This is a genomic window from Puia sp. P3 (genome assembly GCF_050632245.1).
In the GTDB taxonomy this organism is placed as follows: Bacteria; Bacteroidota; Bacteroidia; order Chitinophagales; family Chitinophagaceae; genus Puia.
This window is the reverse complement of the sequence record NZ_CP192583.1, coordinates 3,531,532-3,548,537: the sequence shown is the minus strand read 5'-3', so window position 1 is coordinate 3,548,537 and position 17,006 is coordinate 3,531,532. Positions and strand designations below refer to the sequence as shown.

The following is a 17,006-nucleotide window of genomic DNA, read 5'->3' as shown; positions in this document are numbered from 1 at the left end:
CCGGCGGATGGCGGAGGTGTCAGGATATCCGGCATGTCTTCGGTATCGGGACAGATGGTCACCGCCTATGTGGCGGCAAGAGCCTATTTCCGGAATATCCTCGGTTCGAAGATCTATGATCCCTGGACGGAGGACGCCAGTTATATCCGGCTGCGCGAGGCGAGGCTGGGATATACGTTCTCAAGGACTGCCTTTCCTTCTTTTCCTTTCAGAAGTCTGAACATCGCATTCATCGCCCGCAATCCCTCGGATGATCTGGCAGAAGGCTCCGAAGGGCGTCAATCCGGCGGAACTGGCAACCGGCTCGTCCTCGCTGAACTGGCTGGAAACCGGTCAGCTGGCCACTGCGCGTTCATACGGCCTAAACCTGACTATTTCCTTTTAAATTCATTACCATGCGAAGAAAATTCCTAATCATAGCAGCATTCGTAGCGTCGGTAGCTGCACCGGGGTGTAAGAAATTCTCCGCCGACATCAACGTTAGTCCCAATAGCCCTACTATGGCCAGCAATGCACAGTTGCTTACCTCTGCCATCAACTATATGCCCGTGGTCGTCGAAGGGATCTCGGGGGCGCTGTATACAGCAGTGGGCAGAAAAACCCTACACGGACGATTCACGGTATATATCCGTGAACTTCGATTTTTACGGCGTCTATGCGGGGCCGCTGGAAAACCTACAGACGATACTTACCAGCAAGACCTATACTGTCAACGAGGGTTCAAAGAACAACCAACTAGCGGCGGCGCGGATCCTGCGGGCATGGTTCTTCTGGTTTATGACAGACCGGTGGGGCGATATCCCGTATTCGGATGCGCTGAAGGGCAACGACAATCTCGCTCCCAGATACGACGCGCAAAAGGATATTTACAGCGACCTGCTGAAAGAGCTGAAGGCCGCTGCCGCACAGATAGACGACGGGACGGGTGTGACCGGCGATCTGTTGTATGGCGGGGATATGGGTAAATGGAAGAAATTCGCCAATTCCATACGGGCGCTGATGGCGTTGCGTCTTTCAAAGATCGACCCGGACAGGGGTAAGACGGACTTCGCGGACGCCATATCGGGAGGTGTATTTGCGGACAACAGCGACAACGCCGTCTATGTCCATCTGGCCGACCCGGTCAACCAAAACTACTGGTACTATGTAGCGGATGTGCAAAACCGGCAAGTGGTACTGGATCAGCAAGACGCTCACGGATTATATGGGGCCGCTGCAGGACCCGCGCCTGCCCGTTTTTGCCGATCCCGCGCCGTCTACGGGCGCCTATGCCGGCGTACCATATGGTCTGGATGGCGATTCGGTTGCAAAGGTCACCACATCGAAGGTCTCGTGGATGGGAAAGCATGTCCGTGCGCAGAACGCGCCCTGTTACCTGGTAACCTATGCCGAGGTTTTGCTGGCCGAGGCGGAGGCCGACAAGCTGGGATGGCTGGCCGGAGGTGATGCCGACGCGGCTTCGAAATACAAGGCGGCCATCGCAGCATCGGTGCGTCAGTGGGTAAGGAATAGCTACAAGGGTGGCGTGGTGGACGACGTGGAGAAAACGTCTTATGATCCTAACGACCAGGGTGATACAACAGGGCTTGGCCTCTATCTGGCTCAGCCTTCGGTGGTCTATGATCCCGCGAATGCCATCCGGCTGATCGCCTACCAGCGTTGGGTGCACCTATACATGAACGGATACGAGGCCTGGGCCGAATGGAGGCGCACGGGATATCCTGTACTGGCGCCGGCGCCTAACAACAATAATACTCCGATCCCAAGGCGGCAGGGATATCCAAGCAGCGAACCGAATATCAATACCAATAATTACAAAGCCGCTGTACAGGCACAGACGGGGCTCGGAGGGAAGGACGATCTGAATGGACGGGTGTGGTGGGATAAACCCTGAAAGACTGCCGGGTTCATGACGCAGAGGGCTGAGTAGCCACGCGCTCCGTTGCTTTCCCGGGGAAAAAGCTTAAATTAGACGGAATATATTTTTGCTTTTTAAATGACTGCATTCCGTTTCAGACCGGTCACACCGCATCCGCTGCTGCGCCCATACATTGCGAAGATGTGTGTGTTTGAAAGCAGCGGCCGCCTTCCCCCGGAGGAAAGAAAGCTGATCGTTCCCAATGCGAATCTCAAGCTGACGCTGACCTATCGGAACGGGATCGGAGCCAGGGTGGGGGACAATCCTTTTCTGCAGCGGGAGAACGAGCTGTCGCTGACCGGGCTGATCGATGCGCCGGTTATTTTGGATTCCTATGAGGATGAGGAGACGGGGACGATCATCATCGAGTTCAATCCCTGGGTGCTTACCGGTGTTTTCAGTTGTCGTTTGCGGCGCTGACCAACCGCATCGTAGATACGGCAGAGCTTTTGGCAGCGTGGCGGTTCGGCTGCGGTCCAGGCTGGCGGATGCCGTTAGTGTGGATCAGAAATTGGAGCTGCTGCAGGATTTTTTGATCGGGCGGTTGCAGGAAGGCGACGCGGACCCCATTTACGACTATTGTATCGACCGGATTTCTTCCTCGAAGGGTTTGGTCACTGTAGCGGGCCTTGAAAAGGAAACGGGGTATAGCAGCAGGTGGTTGCAACGAAAGTTTTCAGAACGCCTGGGTACCAGTCCGAAGAACCTTGCTGAGATCGTAAGGTTCAAGCAATTCTATCAGGTGTATTCGCTTGGCGCCCCGGCGGAAAAATTAAAGCAACAGATCTACCATAACTACTACGACCAGTCCCATTTTCTGAGGGCATTCAGACGGTTCACAGGCACGACGCCGACCGAGTTGCAGGGAAGCCTTAACGAGCTCAGTACGAGGAATTTTATGAGCTAGTTCGCATTCGTACAATACTTTCTTTTATTGGCGGCCGACCTTTACATAAAAAAGATGAAAAACTTTAACTGTAGTATTTCCGCGACGGTTGCGGCCGCGGAGGTAATCGGGAAAATCAGCAATGTACCGGAATGGTGGGGTGTCGCCTTTTCGGGAAGTGCCGCGGAGAAGGGAGATAAGTTTGTGGTGAAGATGGGCGGGGAGTCGTTCTTCGATTTTACCGTGACGGAGTTGGTTCCGGGCAAAAGGGTGGTGTGGTTTGTCGAGGACTGCAATATGCCTTGGTATTCGGACAAGAAGGAGTGGGCCGGCACGAGACTGGTCTTTGATCTGGAAGAGCGCGGCGGCGCAACGGAGCTGAACTTTACCCATGAAGGCCTCACGCCGGACATTGAGTGTTACAAGGACTGTGAACCGGGCTGGACGCACTGGATCGGGACGAGTCTGTTCTCGTATCTGACTACGGGGAAGGGTGTGTTCAGGCCGCCGACGAAATAAGATGATCACTTGACGTGTACTACGGGATACTGTCGTTGTGTTCCGTCCGGTGATCTCAGGATTATGTAATAGAGACCCGGTGACATGTTGGTAAGCGGCAGAGTAAACGCTGAACCGGAGAAGGTTTGTCGCAGCATTTCGCGGCCGGTCGCGTCGTACAGGGTTAGGCCGGTTATGTCTGGCTGGGTTGACTGGATGGTGATAAAGTCTTTGGCGGGGTTGGGGTAGAGGAGGATATTATTGGGTGAGCCGAGATAGACGCGTTTTATTTCGCTGGTTTGGGTGCTGCTGTCCAGGCTGGTCAGTTGCAGGCGGTAGTCGCTGTAGCCGGGGGCGGGGTGTAGGTCGGTAAAACTGTAGTCGATCGGCGTGCTGCTGTTGCCGGCGGCAGCTACGGTGCCGATATTATCCCACGGGGTAGTGTTCGTACTCCGCTGAATAGTGAAGAGGCGGCTGTTCTGTTCGGTAGCCGTCTTCCAGGTCAGCAGGGCGGTGGAGTTGGATTGCAGTCTGGCGTTGAATTCCAGCAGCGTGACGGGAGGGAACCGCCTCCGCCGCCCGCGAAGTTGGCAATGATCTCGTAGTTATGGGTTCCCTCTATACGAAAAGTGTCGCCTTTTGCTATAGCGTCGGTGATCTGTGTCTCGCGGTCGAGCGTATAGCTGTCCCAGTGAACGCCGTCTGTGGACCAGATGAGGTGACTGTGGGGGTAGGGGGGAAACTGCTGGTCGTCGACGATGGTTACGGTGCGACCGTTACTGTGGAGGAATGTATACTGTTTGATGCCTGCCAGAACGGTACCGGAAGGAAGCCCGCTGATCGTATCGATTGTATAGGCAAAGCCGGGGTTGAGGACAAATGGATTGGCAAGGGCTGCCGTTGTCAGGGATGTTTCGGTAATGCCGTTGCCGCTGAGGCCAAAGAAAAATATTTTGCGCTGTCGGCGTCGTAGGCCACGTCGGACAGGTGCGGCCCAAGGTCGTTGCCGCCATAGTCGAGGCTGTAGGTGAGTCCGTCGGAGGAGTGCAGGATCAGGCCTTCGCTTCCGACGACAAAGATGGTGTCCCTTAAGAACCGGACGCGGGCAACGTGACCATAGTCGATTGTGTAGGGTGGGTCTTTGGGGCCACCGCTGGGGTGTATCGGTGTGGTTGCCTGGGTCCAGTTGACAGCATCCGCAGAATGCCAGAGGCTGTCGGGACCTGAATTCGTGGCGTTTTGATTCCAGGCGATATAGTGCCCGCCGGCGTAGGCTATGCCCGAAAATGCGTGTGGTGTAGCGCCGTTGTCGGTCCATGTATATCCGTCGGTGGAGGCATATGTATGAGGGCCTGTCGCAATGAAGCGCGTGTCGTCATGGGTGAGGCTGGTCAGTCTTTGCTGGGTGTCCCCTGGCGACCAGTTGGTGAAATCGGTGGAAGTAAAGAAATGGTCCCCATCAGGTGTTGTAGTGAATTTTACGATGTTGGTGTCACTTGTCGCTAGCAGGGCTGAATCTCTCCCGAGTATGACGTAGTGGAAGCCGTCGGCCGAGCCGGCCATCGGGCCTGAGAAAACTCCGCCCCATATGAAATACCGACGGTTGAAATAGGCAGCCGCGTCTCCGTATACCGAGGCCTGATGAGGATTGTTAAAATGGATGCCGTCGTCAGAGGAAGAGACAAAGGCGCGTTGTACCGGAGAGCCGTTGACGTAAATATAGTTGTTTGAGAGTAGGAATATGTGGTCGCTATCGTCAAACACCCCATTGGCGGTACCGGCGGTCGGGGCATCATAGGTGACCGCCGACCAGCTGCGCATGTCGTCTGAGATGGATGTCGAGTCCCGCGCGAATTCATAGAAATGGTTTGCGGCAAACCCGTGATTATAGTATTGTCGTGAGCTGTCCATGGTCCAGACCCCGCCGGTGTTTACATAGAGTACCTGAATGGCGGAGGGCTCGGTCAGGTGGTTGTAGGCATCGATGGCCAGATGGCCGTTGCCATAGAAAATATCCTGATAGGAACCGGTGGTATCGCCGATGCCTGTATGGAGGGCGTTCCAGTTGACTCCGTCAGGAGACGAAAGAAAGGTCGCGGTATCGCCGACGGCATAAAATCTATTGTTCAGGTATTTTACGGCGATAATATTATGGGTCGTGCCGGTGGTTGACCTTATCCAGGTGACGAGATCGGGAGAAGAGAAGATCCGGCCGCTGTCGGATGCAAGAACAAATTGCCCCGCGCCGTAAGCCAAAGATGCCCGTTGTTTGTAGTCGGTAATATTGGTGTCTGTGCCCAGATACGGGCCGGCAATTTTCGACCAGGTAATGCCATCCGAAGACCTGTAGAGTCGGGTGGGGTTGATCAGGACCGCGAGAAAAACGCCGTTCCCATAGGTCACCTGTTTTACCGTTATGTCTGTTGCGGGCAGGTCTTCCCGTATGGTCAGTGACGGAGTCTCGGGCGTTGGTGGCTGTTGCAGCCAGGATAAATAAGAGACTCAGGGTGTATGACAGAAGAATGAGTGGGCGCCGAAGGAGGCGCGGGCATAGAATTCGGTTCATGTTAAGTCCTTTAGTGCGGATACAATAGATGCCAGTTTACGGCTTTAAGTAAGGACTTAATTTAGCGGAGTTTGATAGGGAAGAAATAACTGTGTTAAACAAATATAAGGAAAAGGGACCATTCTATTGTCGGCTCCGCCTGGCGGCACGCCGAATTTTTTGCTGTAGGCCTTGCTGAAGTGCTGCACTGATCCGTAGCCCAGCTGCAGGGCAATCTCTTTGATACTGACGCCGGTGAGTAGTTGTTCTTTCGCCTGCATCAGCCGCACGTCGTTGAGATATCCGTATACCGTAGTGTTGAAAACTTCCCTGAATCCGTTCTTCAGCTTGAACATGTTCAGGCCTGCAATGCGGGACAGCTCGGCCAGCGAGGGTGGATTGTCGATATGCTGAACCAGATAGTTTTTGGCCTGTATAATGAGCTCCTTTTCATAGTCCGATCGTAGTACTGACCTCGGGGAAGGTGGTGCGCGCTCAAAGGACTGGGCCTGCAGGGTAAGCAGTTCGAGGCATTTGGCCTGCAGGAAAAGCAGCTTTAGCCGGCCCTGCTGCCGGCAGTTGATAATGTCGTTGATGCAGGAGTGCATGGCCATCGTGATGGGCAGGCTTTTGGGGGCGAGCTCCGCAGGCCGGCCTTCGGCCACCTGATCCGCAAAGCGGCTGAGTACTTCGCCGCTGTCTTTGGCCAGTTCGAGGAAATGCCGGCTGGAGAAATGTACCTCGAAGAATTTGTAGCCCGTTTGCGCTTTGTGGTCAAAGTTGACGTCGCCGTCGAATTCGGGAATGTACAGGATATTCTGCAGGTTGGATATGAAGTTTTGTGTGCGACCGCTGACCCTGTTCGTCACCCGGCTGTTGCCTGCCAGGGAGAAATGCAGTTCGATCATGTCGGGGATATCCACGGCCCGCATCCGGATATGGTGTTTTCGCAGTGCGAGGTCGCCATAGACTATCAGGATATTGGGCAGAACGATCTGGACAATTTCCGCGTCGCCGAAAGGGAAGCTGAGCTTGTGTCGCATCTCCGTCACCAGGGGCTGCATCAGCAGCTCGTTCGCTGACGTGGTGGCCCAGCTCGGTCCAGTGAGCCGCCTCCAGTCCGTATTCGTCACAAACGATCATTCCCATAAAAATCCTTTTATATAAAGTTCTATTCCTAAAGTATAAATAGTTGACCAGCCGATGGGGGACCTTTGTTAAAATTACCAATTTCTTCCTAAAGATCATCGAAATGAGTCAAGAGCCCTGTCTGTTCGACGATACTATCTACAACAATATCCGCAGCGGCCGGCCCGAGGCTTCGGAAATTGAAATACTGGAGGCTGCTGAAAAGGCATGGGTACTGGACTTTGCTCTAGAGCTCCGCGATGGCATACATACCAGGATCGGCGAAGGGGGGCTCCGTCTCACCAGCGGACAGCGGAGAGCTTATTGGTGTCGCCAGGGCCTTGCTGAAAGGCGAACGCGTCAATTCATTCATCAGATTGCCCCGTTGATGACCTTGTGGCTGGCAGGGGTGGGTGTCCGGAGGTAGGTTTGCGCAAAAAATTATGCGCTTATTTGTTCATCTCTTTCTTTTACTAAGCCTGGCGGCTTGTAAGAAGTCTTCGCCCGCGCAGGGTGGCGGCGTAGGCCCGGATGGGCCTGGTTCCGCGGCGGTCGGTTCTGTCACCGGAATGGTGACCGATTCAAAAGGAAATACCCTGAGCGGGATAAAAGTTACGGTGGAGCATACGGTCTGGGCCGCTTCGTATGTGTTTGCCAGTACGGACAATGCCGGTCGTTACAAGATAGACCTGCCTGGTGAGCCCGCGGGCAGCTGGACGGCGAAGGCGCAGCTGGAAAGTTCGGCCTATGGAAAGCAGTACAAGTTCGATCTCGCAGCCGACCACACGGATGCTTTTACCCGACAGCAGAGTACCGTCCGAAATTTTACCTGGCGGCTTAGCGGTCAGCGGGCGGACGGCGGTTTTTACGGGGCTCACGTGGACATTTATCAAATGGGTACAGACGTTGACCCCAGCCAGGTAAAACTGGTGTTCACGCCTGCGGAAAGCACGCTGATCGACGGAACCGCGGCCGTCGTCATCGAACGGCAGGTACACGATGTAGCGGGAACTTTTATGGTTACGGACGTACCTATCGGGAAGTATACGGTGAAGGCGGTCTATCCGGGAAGGACCCTGCTGCTGGACAACCGGCATGAAGATGATTCCCCATCGGTCAGCCAGCCTGTGGTGTTTGGGAAATATGGTTACCTCGGTGAGACGGAGTATAATATCGAGTTTTGGTTGTCGGATTAAAGGGTCTGCCGGTGGTGCCGGTGATGGTGGTGCCGGTGATGATGGTAGTGCCGGTGATGGTGGTTATGGTGGTGATGGTGCCAGTGGTGGTTGGTTGGTTCACCCTCTCCGGTATCTTTTTGTGGCTGATCTTTTTGGCGAATGCGCGGGTCAGCAGCAGGCCGAACAGGAAGCCGCCGATATGGGCCGCATAGGCCACGTCACCCGCCTGCTGGCCGCCGAGCATTCCCAGTCCGTCTCATCAGTTGAAAGGCGAACCAAAGACCTACGGCGATAAAAGCGGGAACCGGGATAATAAAAAGAAATACCCAGAGATAGACCCTTTTGCCAGGGAATAGCCGCATATAGGCGGCCAGTACTGCGGAGATGGCGCCTGATGCGCCGAGACTGGGGATCAGAAGGCTTTGTCCAAGAATGAAGGTGGTGACTACATGGCTTAGTCCTGCCAGCATTCCGCAGAGCAGATAGAATACAAGATATTTCGTGTGTCCCAACGCGTCTTCCACGTTGTCGCCAAAAATAAACAGGAACAGCATATTGCCGGCGATATGGCCTATCCCTCCGTGCATGAACATGGCGGTGAACAGCGTGAAAAATACCGGAATGGGGGTGGGACCGAGGCCCGGAAGGACCATCTGCTGACCGGTAATCGGATCGATCAGGGTCTTTGCTTTGGTGACGATATCGTGACCGGTGAGGATCTCGCCGGGAACCGTGGCGTAAGAATAGGTAAACCTGACGTCCTGCCCCCAGTGCTGGTAGTAGATGAATGCAAAAATGTTAAGCCCGATAAGGAGGTAGTTGACAATGGGGGTAGTTTTCCTGTCCCTGTTGTCGTCGCCAATGGGTAAAACCATTTTTTTGCACTAAAATACGGAAATACAATTACGGCCGGTTGTATTCGATCATCGCATTCGTGAAAATTTCACCAGTCGAGGGACCAAGCCCGAAGCTTAACGCATTTCCCGGAAAACAGGCAAGGCTGGCCGGCAATCCGGCCTTGTTATAGACACCCTATTCTCCCCGTATGGGATGCCCATCGACCAGTATGACGGTTGCGCCGGTCATATTTGAACTGGAAGTCTGGAGCCCCTGTCGAAAATTGCGGGCGGATAATCGAAACAGGATTTCCCCATAAGTTGTATGAGAAGTTCAGCGTATCGGTTCCGCCGTATCATTCCTGTTATTGCGACTTTCACTGAAATAAAAGTGCAGTGGAAGAATGATTTGCCTTTCATAAACGATAAAGTATTTAAGGTGAGGGATGAGCGGTAGGATACGGCAAAAATGCGGTGAACTCAGCGGAAAATAATTGATCAGGATCAGGCCGGACTATGATCCCCGTCGTACTTCAAGAGGTTGGTTTCATAGTATCTTTATTGACTACCCTCACCCGCTGACCCGGGAACTTCCATTTCAAACCGATATAATTCATGGCTGCCGGAACAACCGGACGGTCTCCGGTATTCAGGGAAGGACTGGAAGCATAGGTGGATCTAAAACCAAAAACAATTTAGGTATGGGACATTTATATCTGGGAGAGAAATGCCAGGGCAACGACACTTATCGGCTATTCCGGTTACAGCTTGTCGTGCTGATCGCGTGGTTTCCTTTGCGGTGCCACCGCATGTAATAAGATGACGCCCCGCATGGCGACAAATGGCCTCACAGGATGCGACCGTTGCCGATGCTGCGAAGAACGGTTCACGAACAGGGAAAGGTAGCTGTTTTCCGGGGCAGGGCACTGGCGAGTTCCGGAGAGTTTTACTGGCCCATCGATTCCACGCAATCCAATGCAGTACAGATAGAGATAGTAATGGCCAATGGATACAACGGCGCATTTAACCTTGGTGAGCTTAGGGATAGGAAGAGGCGGTCGTTGGCCAGCGTTTGCAACCTGGAATTTTATACGGAGGACCTGAAGTATTTCGTTACGGCATCGATCTACGATCTTCATGGAAATCTAATGGTTCGTATAGTAGATAATAAATGGCAGGTATTCAGAAGCGCGATCCTCAAAATACAATTATGATGACAGTGGATTCGAGCTTTATGATAAAGCAGGCAGAATTGCTCTCAGTATCGATGTTCGCCATTGGGATTATGGTCCCGTTATTTATTCCAGCGTAATCTCTCCGTGTACGGATACGACACTGTCCTATTTTGCTCCGGATATGTGGTGGCGAACAATACGGTATGGGACAAAGGCGCTCGATCAGGCGTTCGATCAGTTGTATCGTTCAGACCCGATACCGCCCTGTTCAGATATACGGGAAAAGACTGGCAGCACGCCCGGCTGTAAAATCGCGGCACCTTCCTTTTTGTGAACCCCGGTCGCATGTCCTGGAGGCTTATGTGCTGGATCTGAAATATTTTTTGACGGGGAATATTTATGACCTGCGAGGGAATCTGATCTTTCAGGTTCAGGATAACAAGCTGGCAGGTATTTAAAAATGCGGCCGGCAAATACAACTATGACGACAACGGATTTGAACTATATGACAAATTAGGACAGATTGCCCTGAGCATCGATCTGAAGGTATATCACTTTGCACCGGTGTTGTTTATCAATGGTATCACGCCATGTAACGATAGCTCTTTATATTATTATGCCCCGAACGAAAACTTCCGGAACATTCCGTATGGCACAAGGATGCTTGACAGGGAATTCGGCCGTTTGTATGATTCTGTTCCTATACCGCCGCTTTTTCGGTATGCCGGAAAGGACTGGCAGCACGCAAGACTTTAAAACCCATAAAAATGATATAGCTATGGTACATTTACGTCTACTGCCGACCTTGGATCGCAAACGCGGCGATCGGGTACTCCTGATGCGAACTGTAATGCTGCTCGTTTTGCTTATCCAGGGCGGAGTCGCATGTAATAAGATGACGCCCCAGCTGCGTCAAACGGCAACACAGGATGCGACCGTTGCCGATGCTGCGAAGAACGGTTCACGAACAGGGAAAGGTAGCTGTTTTCCGGGGCAGGCACTGGAGACCTCCGGAGAATTTTACTGGCCCATCGATTCGACTTTGCCTAACTATGCGCAAGTTGTAGTTTTCATGGGAAATGGGCCGAATGGGCAGTATAATCTGGATGAACTTAGGGATCGTAAAAGACGGGGACTTGCAGGGACCTGCGACCTCGAGTTTTACACGCAGAACCTCCAGTATTTTGTAACGGCTTCAATTAAGGATCTTTATGGAAATCTGATGGTCCAGATACAGGATAACAAATGGAAAGTGTTCAGGAATGCAATCCTCAAGTATAACTATGACAGTTTGGGTTTCGAATTGTACGACAAGGCTGGCAGAATTGCCCTTAGCATCGACGTTCGCAAGTTCGGAATTGGGCCGGCAGTCTATTCAAGCGTCATTTCGCCCTGCACTGACACGACATTGTCCTACTACGCCCCGACAGACTTCTACTACCGGATCCTCTATGGTACGAGGGAGCTAAACAGGGCTTTTGACCAGTTGTATCGTTCCGACCCAATACCGCCCCTGTTCAGATATACGGGAAAAGACTGGCAGCACGCGCGCCTCTAGGGGCAAACTTACGGCTTCGACGCCGTTCCCGGGCTGCCGATCCTGCGTTCGCGCGATCCTGTGAACTGGAGTGTCGCCGGCTAGTGGTGGTAGGTCCGCTGGAGCTCTTCCTGCTGGCGGATACTTTCCTTATGGATATCGTTATAGAGTGCGCGAATAAATTCTTCGGAAAGGCCGAGGCTTGTTCCGTGTTTTATCGCGTTTTGGAGGACTTCGTCGAAGCGGGCCGACTGGACGACGCCGATATGATGGTCGATCTTGTACATGCCGATGGCGCGGGCGGCGGCCATACGTTTGCCGAGGAGGTCGATGATCTGGCTGTCCAGCGTGTCGATCTGTGCGCGGTTATAGCTGAGGGTGTCTTTGGGGGTGGCGGACTGGGCTTTTGCCTGGCTGAAGGATGCGGTCGCGATAACGATAAGGATAAATAGTTTGTGACTCATGATCTTTTTGGTTTGATTCTATCATGGCAGCGAAATAGTTCGCCAAAATGTTTTCGGGCTATTTGGTCGTGTAGGGCTCGACGTGGATGAGGGCGTCCTTTATGCCAGGGATGCTGCGGAGGAGGCTGTCCTTTACGTGGTGGGCGATCTCGTGGCCTTTTGCGACGGAGAGACCGGGGTTTACCTGGACATGGAGGTCGACATAGTAGTCGAAGCCCATTTTGCGGACGTAGCATTTTTCCACAAGATCGACGCCGGGGATATCGGCTGCGGCCCGGCGGACCCTCCTTACGATCTCGCCGGAGGGAGCGGCGTCCATGACCTCGTCGAGCGCGGGCCGGAGAAGGTGGATGGCGTTGTAGACGATGATGCCCGAGGCGACAAGGGCGGCCCAGTCGTCGGCGGACTCGTATCCGCGTCCCATGAGAATCGCGACAAGGATGCCGACGAATGCGGCGACAGAGGTGATCACGTCGCTGCGGTGGTGCCGGGCATCCGCCTTGACGGCCTGACTATTGATCTCCCTCCCGACTTTTAGAACATACCGGAACATGCCTTCCTTGATCAGGATGACGATGAGGAGGATAGCCAGCGTAAACCGGCGGGGCAACTGGTGGGGCGTACGGATGTATTCTATGGCGTGCCATGCGATCCAGCAGGCGGTGGCAAGGAGGAAGAGCGAGATCACGATGGCCGCAAGGGGCTCCGCCTTGCCATGGCCGTAAGGATGCTCTTTGTCGGCGGGCTTCATGGAGATGCGGAGGCCGATCCAGAGCAGGAGCGAGCTAAGGACGTCCGCGCTGGTTTCCGAGGCGTCGGCGATCAGCGCGTAGGAATGTCCGATATATCCGGAGATGAACTTGGCGAATACGAGCACGATGCTAATGGCGATGCCGATAGCGGTGGTCCGCATACCTTTGACTGAGGGGTGGATGTCTGTACTTTGCATTCGCCGGATTGATAATTTTGGGGGGGCAAATGTAATATATTTTGCCCACTATGGACCTGTTTCGCCCGGAGAGGGCTAGCTCCGGGCGATCGGGGTGTTTAGAGAATTGGTTTAAGGGAACCGGACGTCCAGTCCGTATTATAGATCTTCCGGAACAGGAGGTAGGTCACTCCGACCATCACAAAGGCGACGACGGCGTCGATGGCGGCGGCGGGAGTCAGCACGGCCAGCTTGGAGAAGAAGGCAAAGATGATGTCGAAGAAGAGGCCGGCGAAGACCCACTCCTTCAGGCGGATCAGCCTGTCGGGGATCAGAAGGACGATGATGCCCGAGAGTTTGGCAACGCCGGAGAATATAGATGAAGTGGGCCGGGTATCCCAGCTCGGACGGTGATGTCCCATACAATGGGGTTTTTGGTCAGTTCGAAGAACCCGCTGGCTCCAAACCATAGAAGACGTAAGAGCGACTCCGATCCAATAGATGATTTTAGCAGTTGATTGTGTCATGATTGTTTGTTTTAAAATTTATGACACAAATTTGCTGTACCCGCGGGGATCGTCGAAGCCCTTTCCCGTGAACCAGGCGAATTAAGGGGTGGGATAGACCATGGTGGATCCGGAGCGGGAGGGGGTTAAAGCGCCACGCCGGATGCGTGCAGGTGGAGGATTAGCCATCGGTCGTTGTCTTTCTTCAACACGATGGTACGTCTTCCGAAGAGGTCGGGGTCTCTGAGGGTAAAGGTGACAATGGCGGTTGTGCCGGCCAGTTGGATCTTCAGGTCCAGAGGTTGTATTACGATATGGGGGTAGGATGGATTTTGTTGCTGCGCGTGGTCGAAGACCTTCCTGAAAATGTCCAGGATCTCCTGTTTGTTGTTGGCCCTGTAGGGGGTTCTGGCAGAAGGAGGGAAAAAGGCGGAGAATTTTTCCCATCTGAGGTTGGAGAAAGCGTCGACGAAGGAGTTCATTGTTGTGGCGACTTCGGCGGAGTCGGGAGAGGACTGGGCGAAGCCTTTGTATGCGAATGCGCAGAGCAGCAGGATGAGGAATTGTTTCATTGGTGTTTTGTTTTTATAGACTTTCGATCACGTCGCGGTAGCCGCGGCCGATCGGAATTTGTATGCCGTTGACCTCGACCATTTCGGCGGTGTATGAGCCGATCTTGCCAAGGGAGATGATGAAGGACCGGTGTACGCGCCGGAAGAGGCGTTCGGGCAGGATGGCCTCGATCTCGCCTGTGCTCATTTTTGAGATGAACTGGTCCACTGGTGGTGACGATCTTAATGTATTCGCGCTGGCTTTCGACGTAGACGATGTCGGAAAACAGGATCTTCACTTTCTTTTTCTGGACATTTACGAAAAGATAGTCCTTTTCCGGCTCGGCGTTTGGAGCAGCCGCCTGTGCCCGGTGGACCTTGTTGACTGCGATGAGGAAGCGCTCGAATTCGATCGGCTTGAGCAGGTAGTCTTTTACGTCGAGGTTGAAGCCCTCTACGGCGTATTGGTGATAGGCCGTGGTGATGATCACGGCCGGAGGATTGGAGAGGGTCTTCAGAAAGGCCATGCCCTTGAGCCGCGGAAGGTGGATGTCCAGGAAGATTAGATCGGTGGAGTGCTGTCGCAGGAAATCGGTAGCCAAAATAGCGTCCCTGAAGGTCATCTGCAGCTCGAGAAACGGTACATCGGCAATATAGTCGGTCAGCACTTTTGCGGCCAGCGGCTCGTCCTCGATCACGATGCATCGTATTTTAGACATGGCTTGCAAGGTTTATATTCAGTGTGGCGGTATACAGGAACGGTTCTTTTTGCAGGGGTGAGTCCGTAGTCGGAGTATTGCAGTTCCAGCTGGCGCCGCAGATTGGACAGGCCGATGTTTTCCTTCTCCTTGTCCGCGGTTTCGGCCGCCGGCTCGCCCGTGGAATTTTTACGATGAACAGCAGCCGGCGGTTCTTTACGGTCAGGTGGATATCCACGAAGGGGCGGTTCCGGGTCTCCGATGTACCGTGCTTGAAGGCGTTCTCCACCAGCGGCATCAGCAATAGCGGTGGCAGGGCTTGTTTCATGTCCTCTATGTCGTAGTTGAAGTTGACGCGCAGGGTATCGTCATACCGCAGCCGCTCGAGCGCGATATAGTCTCCAATGATCTTCAGGTCCTGTTCGATGGCCGTAAAAGGGCTGCCTGTCTCGTACAGCATGTAGCGCAGGATCTTAGACAGACGCATGATGGATTCGGGGGCAAGGTCCGACTTGTCCCGCGCCAGCGAATAGATATTATTCAGCGTATTGAAGAGGAAGTGCGGGTTGGTTTGTGACTTCAGGAAGTTCAGCTCCGCGGCTTGTTTTTCGATGAGGAGCCGCTGGGCGGAGCGTCTTAGCCGGATATGATTGTAGATATGGCGGATGATCCCGAAGAAAATGAGGGAACCGACGGCGTCGCCGACGAGGCTGGCGGCCACGTCAGACGATGAAGGCAGCGGGTCCAGTACGATATAGATGTGCAGGGCGATCCCGATATGCCGCCAGAGCAGAAAGCCGCCGGAATAAAGGAAGATGTAGGCCAATATGCGGAGGATCGAGCTGCCCGGCCGTTGCCAGCTGAGTTTCGGAAGGGTGATCTCGAACAGCGAATAGTTGACGGCCAGAAGATAGATCAGCTTCCAGAGATCGTCGGCTATCCTTAGCCAGTAGCTGCGGTCATGGTGCTCAGCTGCGTTTGTCAGGAGGCCTATTGTCAGGGCAGCGACGCCGGTCCAACCGTACAGCCTGGGTTTTTTATATTAAATGGTTTTCTCATTCGCGGTCCGCTGCTATAAATATCGGTAATTCTTTTGGAGTTGGACGGCCGTTCGTAGACCATAGCCCGCTGTCTGTTGACGGTGTCGGGGAGCATGTTTGTTAATTGGGTAATCTTGTGTACACCCCAAAAATGACAATATGAAAAAGTTGATCCAATTCGGAGAAACGGTAGATGGGTACGAGATCCCCGTCCTGAACGAAAGGGAGATCCGGGCCGCGGCGGGCCTGTTCTTTCTTGCTACTTACACGGCCCTGCTGTTTATTCTTTTCAACGGTAATTTTTTGCTGATCAGGTATGTGATCAGCAGTTTCCTCGTCGATTTTCTGATACGCGTCCTGGTAAACCCCCGCTATTCTCCCTCCCTGATCATCGGGCGGATGATCGTTCGCGGCCAGACGCCTGAATACGTCGGCGCTCCGGCGAAGAAGTTTGCGTGGAGCATCGGCATTGTCCTGTCCGCCGTCATGTTTGTCCTGATGGTCCTGCTCAATTCCTATAGTCCGATATCGGGTATCATCTGTCTGATCTGTCTGGCCTTTCTGTTCTTTGAATCGGTATTCGGCATTTGTTTGGGCTGCAAGTTCTATCCATTGATCTATAAAAGGAAACCGCGGGTCTGTCCGGGGGAGGTTTGTGAGAAGCGTTCGAGACAAGCGATCCAGCGGGTCACGCTGGGGCAGCTGGTCGTTCTCGCGGTATTTATCGTTTCTGTCGTTGTCTCTGCCCGGCTGCTCAGTGAAGAGTTTGGCAGGCAGGCGCATAATTTGTTCCAAACCCGATAGTATGCTTACCACATTGGAGAAATACTTTGCTCCCTACCGGAGGAATATAGTCGGCTTCTGGAGCAGTTTCGAGTCGCCTTATGGAAGAATGCCGGTCGTGTACGCCGACTGGACGGCCTGCGGGAGGGCTTATCTGCCCATCGAAGAATGCCTAAGGACAGAGGTGCTCCCCTTCGTTGCCAATACGCATACGGAGACGACCGCAACCGGGACGTTGATGTCAAAGGCCTATGAAGAAGCAAAATGTATCGTAAGAGAGCACGTCCATGCGGGCGACGGCGATGTGCTCGTCTTTTGCGGAAGTGGAATGACGG

At 53.6% G+C, this 17,006-nt stretch carries 20 protein-coding genes and 2 pseudogenes; 12 read left to right on the top strand and 10 right to left on the bottom strand.

What is annotated here, in order from left to right; all coding sequences use genetic code 11:
- The first annotated feature begins 33 nt into the window (after positions 1–33).
- From ACQ86N_RS21675 to ACQ86N_RS21650, 6 genes and pseudogenes are all read left to right on the top strand, one after another.
- Entirely contained in the window at positions 34–414 is a 381-nt protein-coding gene (locus ACQ86N_RS21675; RefSeq protein ID WP_431216927.1) for a hypothetical protein, read from the top strand.
- 96 nt (positions 415–510) lie between these two features.
- Positions 511–1,137, top strand: a pseudogene (locus ACQ86N_RS21670) (SusD/RagB family nutrient-binding outer membrane lipoprotein); the annotation flags it as partial.
- A 16-nt stretch (positions 1,138–1,153) separates the two neighbouring features.
- Positions 1,154–1,894: a SusD/RagB family nutrient-binding outer membrane lipoprotein gene (locus ACQ86N_RS21665; protein ID WP_431216926.1), complete on the top strand. Its 741-nt coding sequence runs from the start codon at positions 1,154–1,156 to the stop codon at positions 1,892–1,894.
- Between the two features lie 102 nt (positions 1,895–1,996).
- On the top strand, positions 1,997–2,338 hold the full coding sequence (locus ACQ86N_RS21660) for a hypothetical protein (RefSeq protein WP_431216925.1): 342 nt from the start codon (positions 1,997–1,999) through the stop codon (positions 2,336–2,338).
- Positions 2,339–2,375: 37 nt separating this feature from the next.
- Complete coding sequence (locus ACQ86N_RS21655; protein ID WP_431216924.1) at positions 2,376–2,825, top strand: helix-turn-helix domain-containing protein; 450 nt, start codon at positions 2,376–2,378, stop codon at positions 2,823–2,825.
- A 54-nt stretch (positions 2,826–2,879) separates the two neighbouring features.
- Positions 2,880–3,323, top strand: a complete 444-nt coding sequence (locus tag ACQ86N_RS21650) for an SRPBCC family protein (protein ID WP_431216923.1) — start codon at positions 2,880–2,882, stop codon at positions 3,321–3,323.
- Positions 3,324–3,328: 5 nt separating this feature from the next.
- Here the strand turns inward: ACQ86N_RS21650 and ACQ86N_RS21645 are convergent, their stop codons facing one another.
- The 3 genes from ACQ86N_RS21645 to ACQ86N_RS21635 form a co-directional block, all read right to left on the bottom strand.
- Positions 3,329–3,559 carry a T9SS type A sorting domain-containing protein gene (locus ACQ86N_RS21645; protein ID WP_431217536.1) on the bottom strand — a complete coding sequence of 77 codons (231 nt, stop codon included), beginning with the start codon at positions 3,557–3,559 and terminating at the stop codon, positions 3,329–3,331.
- 646 nt (positions 3,560–4,205) lie between these two features.
- The gene (locus tag ACQ86N_RS21640; RefSeq protein WP_431216922.1) at positions 4,206–5,705 is read right to left on the bottom strand and encodes a WD40/YVTN/BNR-like repeat-containing protein; all 1,500 of its coding nucleotides are present in this window, start codon (positions 5,703–5,705) and stop codon (positions 4,206–4,208) included.
- Positions 5,706–5,924: 219 nt separating this feature from the next.
- Positions 5,925–6,980, bottom strand: a complete 1,056-nt coding sequence (locus tag ACQ86N_RS21635; RefSeq protein WP_431216921.1) for a helix-turn-helix transcriptional regulator — start codon at positions 6,978–6,980, stop codon at positions 5,925–5,927.
- 119 nt (positions 6,981–7,099) lie between these two features.
- On the opposite strand from ACQ86N_RS21635, the gene ACQ86N_RS21630 reads away from it, so the two are divergent.
- Genes ACQ86N_RS21630 through ACQ86N_RS21620 form a run of 3 tightly spaced genes read left to right on the top strand, consistent with a single transcriptional unit; the run spans position 7,100 to position 8,365 of the window.
- Entirely contained in the window at positions 7,100–7,402 is a 303-nt protein-coding gene (locus ACQ86N_RS21630) for a hypothetical protein (protein ID WP_431216920.1), read from the top strand.
- A 16-nt stretch (positions 7,403–7,418) separates the two neighbouring features.
- The gene (locus tag ACQ86N_RS21625; protein ID WP_431216919.1) at positions 7,419–8,171 is read left to right on the top strand and encodes a carboxypeptidase-like regulatory domain-containing protein; all 753 of its coding nucleotides are present in this window, start codon (positions 7,419–7,421) and stop codon (positions 8,169–8,171) included.
- A complete protein-coding gene (locus tag ACQ86N_RS21620; protein ID WP_431216918.1) occupies positions 8,156–8,365 on the top strand; it encodes a hypothetical protein in 210 nt (69 codons plus the stop codon). The genes ACQ86N_RS21625 and ACQ86N_RS21620 overlap by 16 nt, the downstream gene beginning before the upstream one ends.
- Positions 8,366–8,473: 108 nt before the next feature.
- Here the strand turns inward: ACQ86N_RS21620 and ACQ86N_RS21615 are convergent.
- Positions 8,474–8,740: pseudogene (locus tag ACQ86N_RS21615) on the bottom strand (rhomboid family intramembrane serine protease); the annotation flags it as partial.
- A gap of 1,118 nt (positions 8,741–9,858) precedes the next feature.
- Here ACQ86N_RS21615 and ACQ86N_RS21610 point away from each other — a divergent pair.
- Complete coding sequence (locus tag ACQ86N_RS21610; protein WP_431216917.1) at positions 9,859–10,203, top strand: hypothetical protein; 345 nt, start codon at positions 9,859–9,861, stop codon at positions 10,201–10,203.
- A gap of 799 nt (positions 10,204–11,002) precedes the next feature.
- A complete protein-coding gene (locus tag ACQ86N_RS21605; protein ID WP_431216916.1) occupies positions 11,003–11,722 on the top strand; it encodes a hypothetical protein in 720 nt (239 codons plus the stop codon).
- An 80-nt stretch (positions 11,723–11,802) separates the two neighbouring features.
- Here the strand turns inward: ACQ86N_RS21605 and ACQ86N_RS21600 are convergent, their stop codons facing one another.
- The 6 genes from ACQ86N_RS21600 to ACQ86N_RS21575 form a co-directional block, all read right to left on the bottom strand.
- A complete protein-coding gene (locus ACQ86N_RS21600; protein WP_431216915.1) occupies positions 11,803–12,165 on the bottom strand; it encodes a chorismate mutase in 363 nt (120 codons plus the stop codon).
- Positions 12,166–12,223: 58 nt separating this feature from the next.
- On the bottom strand, positions 12,224–13,114 hold the full coding sequence (locus ACQ86N_RS21595) for a cation diffusion facilitator family transporter (protein WP_431216914.1): 891 nt from the start codon (positions 13,112–13,114) through the stop codon (positions 12,224–12,226).
- Between the two features lie 98 nt (positions 13,115–13,212).
- Positions 13,213–13,515: a hypothetical protein gene (locus tag ACQ86N_RS21590; RefSeq protein WP_431216913.1), complete on the bottom strand. Its 303-nt coding sequence runs from the start codon at positions 13,513–13,515 to the stop codon at positions 13,213–13,215.
- A 230-nt stretch (positions 13,516–13,745) separates the two neighbouring features.
- Entirely contained in the window at positions 13,746–14,171 is a 426-nt protein-coding gene (locus tag ACQ86N_RS21585; protein ID WP_431216912.1) for a YybH family protein, read from the bottom strand.
- A complete protein-coding gene (locus ACQ86N_RS21580; protein ID WP_431216911.1) occupies positions 14,168–14,869 on the bottom strand; it encodes a LytR/AlgR family response regulator transcription factor in 702 nt (233 codons plus the stop codon). Before ACQ86N_RS21580 ends, ACQ86N_RS21585 begins: the two co-directional genes overlap by 4 nt.
- Complete coding sequence (locus tag ACQ86N_RS21575; protein ID WP_431216910.1) at positions 14,862–15,674, bottom strand: sensor histidine kinase; 813 nt, start codon at positions 15,672–15,674, stop codon at positions 14,862–14,864. Before ACQ86N_RS21575 ends, ACQ86N_RS21580 begins: the two co-directional genes overlap by 8 nt.
- A gap of 373 nt (positions 15,675–16,047) precedes the next feature.
- Between ACQ86N_RS21575 and ACQ86N_RS21570 the strand changes: the two genes are divergently transcribed.
- Positions 16,048–16,692 carry a DUF4395 domain-containing protein gene (locus tag ACQ86N_RS21570; RefSeq protein WP_431216909.1) on the top strand — a complete coding sequence of 215 codons (645 nt, stop codon included), beginning with the start codon at positions 16,048–16,050 and terminating at the stop codon, positions 16,690–16,692.
- Positions 16,693–17,006 lie beyond the last annotated feature (314 nt).